Source organism: Rhodococcus sp. ENV425 (assembly GCF_002887785.1).
Taxonomy (GTDB): Bacteria; Actinomycetota; Actinomycetes; order Mycobacteriales; family Mycobacteriaceae; genus Rhodococcus; species Rhodococcus aetherivorans.
Genome location: NZ_PCZU01000300.1, coordinates 378 through 9,815, shown reverse-complemented (window position 1 = coordinate 9,815; position 9,438 = coordinate 378). Strand labels below are relative to the sequence as shown.

The following is a 9,438-nucleotide window of genomic DNA, read 5'->3' as shown; positions in this document are numbered from 1 at the left end:
GCGATCGCCATGACCGAACCCGGCGCCGGCAGCGACCTCGCCGCCGTCGCCACCACCGCGATTCCCGACGGCGACCACTTCGTGCTGAACGGCAGCAAGATCTTCATCTCCAACGGCCTGCTCGCCGACACGATCATCGTCGTCGCGAAGACCGATCCCGCCGCCGGGAAGAACGGGGTGAGCCTGCTCGTCGTCGAGGACGGCATGCCCGGGTTCACGAAGAACGGCCCGCTCGACAAGGTGGGCCTGTCCGCACAGGACACCGCCGAGCTGGTGTTCGACGACGTCCGCGTGCCCCGCGCCAACCTGCTCGGCGAGGAGAACCGGGGCTTCGGCTATCTGCGGCACAACCTGCCGCAGGAGCGGCTCAGCATCGCGGTGACCTCCATGGCCCTGATGACCCGCACGTTCGAGACGGCGCTGCGCTACGCCACCGACCGCACAGCGTTCGGGCAGCGCATCGCCGACTTCCAGGCCAACCGCTTCTACCTCGCCGAACTGGCCACCGAAATCGAGATCGCGCAGGTGTTCGTGGACCGTTGCATCCTCGACGCCGCCCACGGCCGGCTCGACGAGGTGACGGCGGCGATGGCCAAGTGGTGGGTCACCGAACTGCATCTGAAGGTGGTGCACCGGGCCGTGCAGCTGCACGGCGGCTACGGGTTCATGAAGGAGTACGACGTCGCCCGCGACTATCTGGACTCCCGGGCCGGGACCCTCTACGGCGGCACCACGGAAATCATGAAGGAGATCGTCGGTCGCCGGCTCACCCGGACGTAGTCGCTTCGGCCACAGACCATCCCGCATCCCAAGGCATCGAGGAGATCCCGTGCTCAATCAAGGTACCGGAACCTGGCCGCACCGACGCGCCCGGCAGGCCCCCGACGCGGTCGCGCTCGACTTCCGCGGCACCACCGTCACCTACCGCGAACTCGACGAGCGGGTCACCCGGCTCGCCCACGCCCTGCGCGCCCGGGGTATCGGCCCCGGAGACCGGGTCGCGCTGCTGTCCGCGAACCACCCCGCCTACCTCGAGGTGCTGTTCGCCGCCGGCCTGCTCGGGGCCGTGTTCGTGCCGCTCAACGCCCGGCTGACCACCCCCGAGGTGGAGTACTGCCTGGCCGACTCCGGCAGCGCCGTGCTGATCCATTCCGCCGCCCTCGCGGACGTCGCCGACGCGGCCGCCACCGCGGCCGGCACCGCCCGGCGCGTGGTCCTCGACGGGGCACCCGACGACCGGGCCGTCGGCTACGAGGAGATCATCGCGACCGCCCCCGCCGACCGTCTCGACGTCCCGGTCACGCACGACGACCCGTGCTTCATCATGTACACCTCCGGCACCACCGGCCGGCCCAAGGGCGTCGTCCTCACCCACGGCAACGTGGTGTTCGCGGTGATGAATCCGATCGTCGATCTCGACTTCCTCTCCGGCGAGGTGGCCCTGGTCGCCGCACCGCTCTTCCATACCGCCGCCTTGAACTTCGTCGCCCTGCCGACCCTGCTCAAGGGCGGCACCGTGATCGTCGAGGAGGGCTTCGAGCCCGGCCGCATCCTGCACCTGATCGAAACCAAGAGGGTCACGTACTCGTTCGGGGTGCCCACGATGCTCGACGCGATGAGCACCCACCCGAACTGGAACCGCACCGACCTGAGCTCGATCCGTCGCTGGATCGTCGCGGCCGCACCGGTACCGCCGCGGACCCTGCAGACCTACACCGCCCGTGGCGTCCGCCTCTGCCAGGGATACGGATTGACCGAGACCGGTCCGGGCGCGCTGATCCTCACGCCCAAGGACGCCGAGCGCAAGCTCGGCACCGCGGGCGCCCCGCACTTCTTCACCGACGTGCGCGTCGTCGACCCGGACGGCACCGAGGTCGCCCCCGGCGGACGCGGCGAGATCCAGATCTCGGGTCCGAATGTGATGCGGCGGTACTGGAATCGCCCCGACGCCACCGCCGAAGCCTTCACCGGCGACGGCTGGTTCCGCTCCGGCGACGTGGGGGTTCCCGACGAGGACGGCTTCGTCACGATCGTCGACCGGCTCAAGGACATGATCATCTCGGGTGGCGAGAACATCTACCCCGCCGAGGTGGAGGCCGCCATCCTCGACCTGCCCGGCGTCCTCGGCTGCGCCGTCTTCGGTGTGCCCGACGAGAAGTGGGGTGAGGTGGGCCGGGCCGCCGTCACCCTCGCCGACGGAGCCACCCTCACCGAGGACGAGCTGTTCGCCTTCCTCGGCGAGCGCCTCGCGAGGTACAAGATCCCCAAATCCCTTCTCGTTCTCGACGAGATCCCCCGCAACGCCACCGGAAAGATCCGCAAGGACAAGTTGCGCGAGCAGTACGCCCACTGACCCGACCGCCACGGCAGGAGCTCCCATGACCGTCACCGCATCCGCGGACATCACTGCGGCCCAGAGAAAGAAGGAAGTTCGACGCGTCGTGCTGTCGAGCTATCTGGGCAGCACCATCGAGTTCTACGACTTTCTGCTCTACGCGACCGCGGCAGCGATCGTCTTCGCACCCGTGTTCTTCTCGGACCTGTCCCCGCTCGCCGGGACCATCGCGTCGATGGGCACGTTCGCCGCGGGCTACCTGGCCCGTCCTTTCGGCGGCGTCGTCTTCGGGCACTTCGGCGACAGGTACGGCCGCAAGTCGATGCTGCTGATCTCCATGACGGTCATGGGCGTCGCGTCGTTCCTCATCGGCCTCGTCCCGCCGGCGTCGGCGATCGGATCCTGGGCCGCAATCATTCTCGTGCTGCTGCGCGTGTGCCAGGGTATCGCCGTGGGCGGTGAGTGGGGCGGCGCGGCGCTCATGTCCCTCGAGCACGTCGGCGGGCGGGGGCGCGGCTTCGCCGCCTCGTTCACCAACGCCGGCGCACCCACCGGTTCCCTGCTCGGCACCCTCGCCCTGGCGCTGGTGGCGCTGCTGCCCGAGGACGACTTCCTGTCGTGGGGCTGGCGCATCCCGTTCCTGCTGTCCGCGGTGATGCTGGCCGTCGGCCTGTTCGTCCGGGCCCGGGTGTCCGAGAGCCCGCTGTTCCGGGAGGCGATGGCCAAGCAGGCCGAGGTGGACGCCACCGCGGTCGACAGGCGGACCCCGCCGATCCTGAGCATCCTGCGCCGTCCGCGGAACCTGCTGCTCGTCGCCCTGGGGTGCATGGCCAGCTTCGGCATCCAGACCATGTTCACCACGTTCGCCATCGGGTACGCGTCCCATTCCGGGGTGACCCGATCGCAGGCGCTCCTGGCGTTCGCCGTCTGCCAGTTCGTCGCGATCTTCACCCTGCTCGGATTCGCCCGCCTCTCCGACCGCGTCGGCCGACGACCGGTGATGCTCTTCGGTCTCGGCGCGTTCGTCGTGCTGATCGTGCCGATCCTGGCACTGCTGTCGTCCGGCAACGTCGCCCTGGTGACGCTCGGGTTCGTGCTCGGCTTCGGCGTCTGCCAGTCCGCGACCTACGGTCCGATGGCGGCGTACATCGCCGAGCAGTTCGGCACCGCGGCCCGGTACACCGGCGCCTCGCTCGGCTACCAGGGCGCGACACTGCTCGGCGCGGGCTTCACGCCGGTGATCCTCGCGTCGCTGCAGGCGGCCGCCGGCGGCGGCACCGGCCTGGTCGCGGCGTTCATGATCGGGCTGGCAGTCCTGAGCGCGGTGTTCATCCTCCTGGCGAAGGAGAGCAAGGACCGCGACCTGAGCACGTACGAGCACTGAATCCTCGAACCGTGAAGGGCGCGCAGGGACTTCCCTGCGCGCCCTTCGTCGTTCAGCGCCGCAGTCGTTCAGCGCCGCATCGGCACGTGATCGATGCCGGCCTCGAGGTGGTTCGGACCGATGCGGGCGAGCGTCGCGGAACGGATGGTCCGCACTGAGCCCATCGCAGGGTCGCCGGCATATTCGGATGCGCCCCGCCGGCGCCGCGACCACAATCGTCGGGACGGAACCGACGAAGGAGACACAGCCGATGATGCAGCCACGTTCCCGGAACTTCGCGCAGGTCGACGTGTTCGCCGCCGAGCCGTACCGGGGAAACCCGGTCGCGGTCGTCCTCGACGGCGACGGCATCCCCGACGAGGCGATGGCGCAGTTCGCGGCGTGGACGAACCTGTCCGAGACCACGTTCGTTCTTCCCCCGACGACCCCCGAGGCCGACTACCGGCTGCGCATCTTCACCCCCGGCGCGGAGATCCCGTTCGCCGGCCATCCCACGCTCGGCTCGGCGCACGCGTGGCTCGAGGCCGGCGGCGTGCCGAAAACCCCGGGCCTTCTCGTCCAGGAATGCGGAGCCGGACTCGTCGAACTGCGCCACACCGACGAGTCGGCAGCGTTCCGCGCCCCCGAGCTGGTCCGTCGCGGCGACCTCGACGAGGACCACCTGGCCCGCATCGCCCGTGGCCTCGGGATCGCGCGCGAGCGGATCGTGGCCCACAACTGGGTCGACAACGGGCCCGGCTGGGCTGCGGTCCTGCTCGAGTCCGCGCAGGACGTGCTCGACCTCGAACCCGACGACCAGCACATGCGCGACCTGATGCTCGGTGTCGTCGGCCCCTACCCGCCGGGATCGCCGCAGCAGTTCGAGGTCCGCGCCTTCGCCGCGCCCGTCGGCGTCAAGGAGGACCCGGTGACGGGAAGCCTCAACGCCGGCCTGGCCCAGTGGCTGATCGGCGCCGGCATCGCGCCGGCCGACTACCGAGCGAGCCAGGGGACGCGCGTCGGCCGCTGCGGCATCGTGACCGTGCACTCGTCGGGCGACGAGGTGTGGATCGGCGGACACAGCACGACGTGCATCCGCGGGACCGTGCACCTGTAGGAGCCGGTCGTGAGCGGGGTCCGCCCCTCCGAACCCGGGGGTGGGCGACTACGCCGACAGCGCCCGGGCCAGATCGGCCGGAACCGGCATCGGGGTCGTCAGGCCGGCGGCGACCCGTCCGGTGTTGCCTTCGGGATACCGGCCGGTCATCGAACCGGGAGCAGCGACGACGATCCGCACGACCTGCCCGAGGGCCTCGCGGCGGTCACGGCAGCGCAGCGCCAGGGCGAGCATCGCGACGTGATTGCAGGTGTGCAACCACGGATCCGGCTGGGACAGGATGTGCGCCCGTTCGAGGTGGCGCCACCGTTGCTGCGGGTCGCCGGCAGTTTTCGACGCGGCCATCTCCCGTCGGTAGAGGTCCCGGGCGGCGGTACCGATGCGCGGCATGACCGATCCTTTCGGTGAACGTTGTCGAGCGCGAGTTGTCAGCAGCATTCCTCGGTCTCGGCCGCCGAGCAAGAACGGGCCGCCACGGGTCGATCGTTCACACACGTCCGTGGCCGGAATTCCCGCTCCCCCTCTGCGCAACGAGTGATCCGAGGACGGTCAGGACTGTAGTGACCGCAGCGCGGGTGCGGCCCACGTGGTCGTCTTCGTCGTCGCTCTCGCAGCGACGGCCCTCGTCCTCACCCTTCTCGCCGTGACGAAGGGCGGCCGGCATCCCTGTCGCCGCAGGCGCCACTAGGATCGGCGATCAGGTGCCGCTCACAGCAGTCGAGGACGGGTGATGGAAACTCTCGCACGCTACGTGGAACTGTTCGTGCCGATGCTCTGGCTCGGGATGGTGCTCGCCATCTCCTTCCTCGAAGCACCCCTGAAGTTCCGGGCGCCGGGAATCACCATCCCCCTCGGACTCGGTATCGGTCGCCTGGTGTTCCGGGCGCTCAACACGGTGGAGGGGGTCCTCGCCCTCGTGCTGATCGCGGCGTGCCTGGTCTCGTCGCCCGGCACGACCGGGTGGATCCTGCTCCTCGTGACGGTGGCCGTGCTTGCGGTCCAGGTGGCGGTGATCCGCCCGCCGCTGACGCGCCGCTCGAACCGCATCCTCGCGGGGGAGGACGCACCCCGCTCGAAGGTGCACTACGCCTATGTGGCGCTCGAGATCGTCAAGGTCGCACTGCTGATCGCGCTGGCGATCGTGCTGGCGCGCACGTTCGTCTGACGCCGCCCCGGGCTCGCTGGTCCGCCCGAACAGCGCGCGTCCTCGGCGCGGTGCACCCTCGCCCGGTGGGCGGGGCCGGCCCCTCGTCGTCACCTCGGTTCGTGTCGGCTCACCCGGCGGGCCGCTCCTCGGTCGGCGACGTCGTGGCGCCACCCGGGGTCTCGGAGGGCTCCGCCGACTTGCGGGTCTCGTCGGCCACCGGCCGTCCGGCACCCCCGGTGCTCGCCTCTCCCCTGTCGTCCGGCGCGGGACGGACATCCCCGCGCTCCGTCCGCCCCTCGTAGGGCGGGACGGCCGCGTCCGCATCCCCGACCGTCGTGGTGTGCCCGGGTCGGTGCGACCCCGCGTCGCCGGGGTCGACGGAGATCATCTCGTCGTCCTCGAACGCGCCGGCGGGGCGGTCCGCGGGCCCTCCTCCGGGGCCGGTGGAGCCCATGTCGCGCGAGCCGGGGGCACCCCGCTCCGACTGCGGCTCCTCTTGCCTTCCGGTTCCGTCGTTCATCGCTTCTCCTCGGGGATTCGAGCATTCCGACGAATGGACCCCCTCGCTCCATCCGAGCACGCGGCGCCGCGTTTGTCGACAGTCGATCTCGCCGGGGAGACGGCAGGACGCCCCACTGCGGACCGCGCCGCACGAAGGTCCCGGCGGAACGGGACGAACCGGCCCGACGGCCGAAAGCCTGTTCAGTTGTTCAGGTGGGCAGCTAGAATCGCGTCGACGCATCCTCACGCCTCGGAGGTTCTTCCGATGGACGTCGTAGCCATGCACATGAGCGACGGTCTGCTCGACGCGCGGACCTCGCTCGCGTTCTTCGTCGTCGCCGCGCTCGGCCTCGCGGTGGCGCTCCGCAGGGCCCGCTCCGAGCTCGACGAGCGCATCGCTCCCCTGGCCGGCCTCGTCGCGGCCTTCGTCTTCGCCCTGCAGATGATCAACTTTCCGGTCCTGCCGGGGGTGAGCGGGCACGTACTCGGCGGCGCGCTCGCCGCCGTCCTGGTCGGTCCCGCGACCGCCGCCCTGTGCCTGACGGTCGTGCTGGTCGTGCAGTCACTGCTCTTCGCCGACGGCGGTCTCACCGCCCTCGGCGCCAACGTCACCAACATGGCCCTGCTCGGCGTGCTCGCCGGGTACGGCACGGCCGTGGCGCTGCGTCCGCTGCTGCGCCGGTACCCGTGCGGACCGGCCCTCGGCGTGATCTCTTTTGCCGCAGCGCTGGTCGCGACGGTCGCCGCGGCGACCGGGTTCCTGGTCGAGTACGCGGTCGGCGGCACCGCCGGGTCCGCCGGCACCGTCGCTGCGTTCCTGCTCGGCACCCACGTTCTCGTCGGCGCCGGTGAGGGACTCGTCACCGCCGTCACCGTCGTCGCGGTGGCACGGGCGCGGCCCGACATCGTCCATCTGCTCCGCCCGCTGCGGCCGCCGACCCGGGCACCGGCATGACGCGCCGGCGTCTCCTGATCCTGTTCGCGGTGGCGGCGTTCCTGTGCGCGGGGATGCTTTCGTACCTTGCCGATTCGAGCCCCGACGGCCTCGAGGCCGCGACCGCGCGGGGGTGTGCCGTGGTCGAAGTCGACGGTAGCGCCACGGTCACCGGGGAGTGCCTGGCGGGTGAGGCCACCGATCATCCGTGGGACGCGGGTCCGCTGGCCGGTTACACGGTCGGCGGCCACACCGGATCCACCGGCGTGGCCGGGGTTCTCGGCGTCGCCGCGACCTCGGCGGTGGCCGCCGCGCTGTTCCGTCTCCTCGTCCGTCGACGGGGCGCATCCGGGAACAGGACTCCGGGAGCGCGGCCGTGACCACCGCGCTGCGGGGCGGGCCTGCACGCGCGACGACTGCTGTGCACCGCCTGCCCACCGAGGTGAAGATCGTCGCCGCAACGGCATTCGTCTTCGTCGTGGTCGCCACTCCGCGCGAGGCGATGTGGGCCTTCGCCCTCCATTTCGCGGTCGTCGCGGCGATCTGCGCACTCGCCGGGATCCGCTGCGCCTGGCTGGCGCCGCGCATGTCGATCGAGGCTCCGTTCGTCGCGCTCGCCGTCCTGCTCCCGTTCGCCGAGGCCGGCGACCGGGTCGACGTCCTGGGGTTCTCCCTGTCGGTTCCGGGCCTGTACGCGGCGTGGGGCATCCTCGTCAAGGGCACCCTCGGGGTGCTCGTCTCCCTCGTCCTCGCGGCCACCACCCCGGCCCAGGACCTGCCCGCCGGCCTGGCCCGCCTCCGGGTTCCGGCACTGCTCACGACGGTGGCGGTGCTCATGCTGCGCTATCTCGAACTGCTTGCCGCCGAGGCGAACCGAATGCACCGTGCCCGGATCTCCCGCGGCGACGACCCACGCACCCTCCACCGCATCGGAGCGACGGCCCGGGGAATCGGGGGGCTGTTCGTCCGCGCCTACGAGCGCGGTGAGCGGGTGCATCTGGCCATGCTCTCCCGCGGATTCACCGGTGCCGTCCCGGCCTTCGGTCCTCCCGCCACCGCGATGGCCTGGGCTGCGGGCCTGCTGCCGGCCGCCGTCGCCGGTGCCGTCTGCGCCGCCGCCTGGGTGACGGCATGACCGCGGAGCCGGCCGTGCTGCTGACGGGGGTACGGCACGTCCACCCCGACGGGCACTGCGCCCTCGACGGCATCGACCTCGCCGTCACCGCCGGTGAGCGGGTCGCGGTCCTCGGCCCGAACGGCGCCGGCAAGACCACCCTGATGCTGCACCTGAACGGCGTACTGGCGCCGTCGTCCGGGACCGTCCGGATCGGCGGGCTGCCGGTCGCGCGGAACACCCTGCGTGAGATCCGGCGACGGGTCGGACTGGTGTTCCAGGATCCCGACGACCAGTTGTTCATGCCGACCGTCGCACAGGACGTGGCGTTCGGGCCCGCCAACTTCGGCGTTCCCGCAACCGAACTCGACGCCCGGGTCCGCGAGGCCCTCGAGGCGGTCGGCATGACCGAGCACGCCGGCCGCAACACCGCGCGTCTGTCCGCGGGTCAGCGTCGACGGGTCGCCCTCGCCACCGTGCTGGCGTGCCGGCCCGACGTTCTGGTCCTGGACGAGCCGTCCACCGACCTCGATCCCGTCGCCCGCCGGGAACTGGCCGAGGTCCTCCTCGGCATCGACGCCACCCTGCTGCTGGTCACCCACGACCTGCCGTACGCCGCGCAGGTGTGCAGCCGGGCCGTGATCGTGAGCGACGGACGACTCGTCGCGGACGGTCCGATCACCGCCCTGCTCGCCGACGCCGACCTGCTCGCCGCGAACCGGCTGGAACTGCCGTGGGGATTCACCCTGCCGGAGACCGACCCGCGCTGAGCGCCGTCACCCCGCGGCGAGCCGGCCGTTGGTGCGGTCGAGCTGCCGCACCGTCGCGGCCTCCAGCCGGCCCACCTCCTCCTCCTCGAGCCGGTCGCACAGGAAATCCCAGTGCAGCGCAACATGTTCGCCGAGCCGCAGTCCCGGCACGAACACA

General features: G+C 71.2%; 12 protein-coding genes. 9 read left to right on the top strand and 3 right to left on the bottom strand.

Annotated elements, in window-relative coordinates; genetic code table 11:
* From CQZ88_RS28410 to CQZ88_RS28395, 4 genes are all read left to right on the top strand, one after another.
* Window positions 1-780, top strand: a 780-nt coding sequence (locus CQZ88_RS28410) for an acyl-CoA dehydrogenase family protein (protein WP_258008857.1), incomplete at its 5' end; no start/stop codon positions are given.
* A gap of 49 nt (window positions 781-829) precedes the next feature.
* Window positions 830-2,353 carry a long-chain fatty acid--CoA ligase gene (locus CQZ88_RS28405; protein WP_102800621.1) on the top strand — a complete coding sequence of 508 codons (1,524 nt, stop codon included), beginning with the start codon at window positions 830-832 and terminating at the stop codon, window positions 2,351-2,353.
* Between the two features lie 25 nt (window positions 2,354-2,378).
* Entirely contained in the window at window positions 2,379-3,719 is a 1,341-nt protein-coding gene (locus CQZ88_RS28400) for an MFS transporter (RefSeq protein WP_050034503.1), read from the top strand.
* 250 nt (window positions 3,720-3,969) lie between these two features.
* Window positions 3,970-4,815, top strand: a complete 846-nt coding sequence (locus CQZ88_RS28395) for a PhzF family phenazine biosynthesis protein (protein ID WP_102800628.1) — start codon at window positions 3,970-3,972, stop codon at window positions 4,813-4,815.
* 48 nt (window positions 4,816-4,863) lie between these two features.
* On the opposite strand, the gene CQZ88_RS28390 is transcribed toward CQZ88_RS28395, so the two are convergent.
* The gene (locus CQZ88_RS28390; protein WP_072634159.1) at window positions 4,864-5,205 is read right to left on the bottom strand and encodes a DUF3703 domain-containing protein; all 342 of its coding nucleotides are present in this window, start codon (window positions 5,203-5,205) and stop codon (window positions 4,864-4,866) included.
* Window positions 5,206-5,545: 340 nt separating this feature from the next.
* Between CQZ88_RS28390 and CQZ88_RS28385 the strand changes: the two genes are divergently transcribed.
* Window positions 5,546-5,980: a hypothetical protein gene (locus CQZ88_RS28385; RefSeq protein ID WP_050034502.1), complete on the top strand. Its 435-nt coding sequence runs from the start codon at window positions 5,546-5,548 to the stop codon at window positions 5,978-5,980.
* A 109-nt stretch (window positions 5,981-6,089) separates the two neighbouring features.
* Here the strand turns inward: CQZ88_RS28385 and CQZ88_RS28380 are convergent, their stop codons facing one another.
* On the bottom strand, window positions 6,090-6,482 hold the full coding sequence (locus tag CQZ88_RS28380; RefSeq protein ID WP_006945650.1) for a hypothetical protein: 393 nt from the start codon (window positions 6,480-6,482) through the stop codon (window positions 6,090-6,092).
* Window positions 6,483-6,728: 246 nt separating this feature from the next.
* Here CQZ88_RS28380 and CQZ88_RS28375 point away from each other — a divergent pair, with 246 nt between their 5' ends.
* The 4 genes from CQZ88_RS28375 to CQZ88_RS28360 are packed head-to-tail and all read left to right on the top strand — an operon-like array spanning window position 6,729 to window position 9,281.
* A complete protein-coding gene (locus CQZ88_RS28375; protein WP_102800620.1) occupies window positions 6,729-7,418 on the top strand; it encodes an energy-coupling factor ABC transporter permease in 690 nt (229 codons plus the stop codon).
* A complete protein-coding gene (locus CQZ88_RS28370; protein ID WP_006945654.1) occupies window positions 7,415-7,777 on the top strand; it encodes a PDGLE domain-containing protein in 363 nt (120 codons plus the stop codon). Before CQZ88_RS28375 ends, CQZ88_RS28370 begins: the two co-directional genes overlap by 4 nt.
* On the top strand, window positions 7,774-8,532 hold the full coding sequence (cbiQ, locus tag CQZ88_RS28365; RefSeq protein ID WP_102800619.1) for a cobalt ECF transporter T component CbiQ: 759 nt from the start codon (window positions 7,774-7,776) through the stop codon (window positions 8,530-8,532). Before CQZ88_RS28370 ends, cbiQ begins: the two co-directional genes overlap by 4 nt.
* The gene (locus CQZ88_RS28360; protein WP_102800618.1) at window positions 8,529-9,281 is read left to right on the top strand and encodes an energy-coupling factor ABC transporter ATP-binding protein; all 753 of its coding nucleotides are present in this window, start codon (window positions 8,529-8,531) and stop codon (window positions 9,279-9,281) included. The genes cbiQ and CQZ88_RS28360 overlap by 4 nt, the downstream gene beginning before the upstream one ends.
* Window positions 9,282-9,287: 6 nt before the next feature.
* Here the strand turns inward: CQZ88_RS28360 and CQZ88_RS30125 are convergent, their stop codons facing one another.
* A complete protein-coding gene (locus tag CQZ88_RS30125) occupies window positions 9,288-9,431 on the bottom strand; it encodes a DUF6390 family protein (protein ID WP_258008860.1) in 144 nt (47 codons plus the stop codon).
* Window positions 9,432-9,438 lie beyond the last annotated feature (7 nt).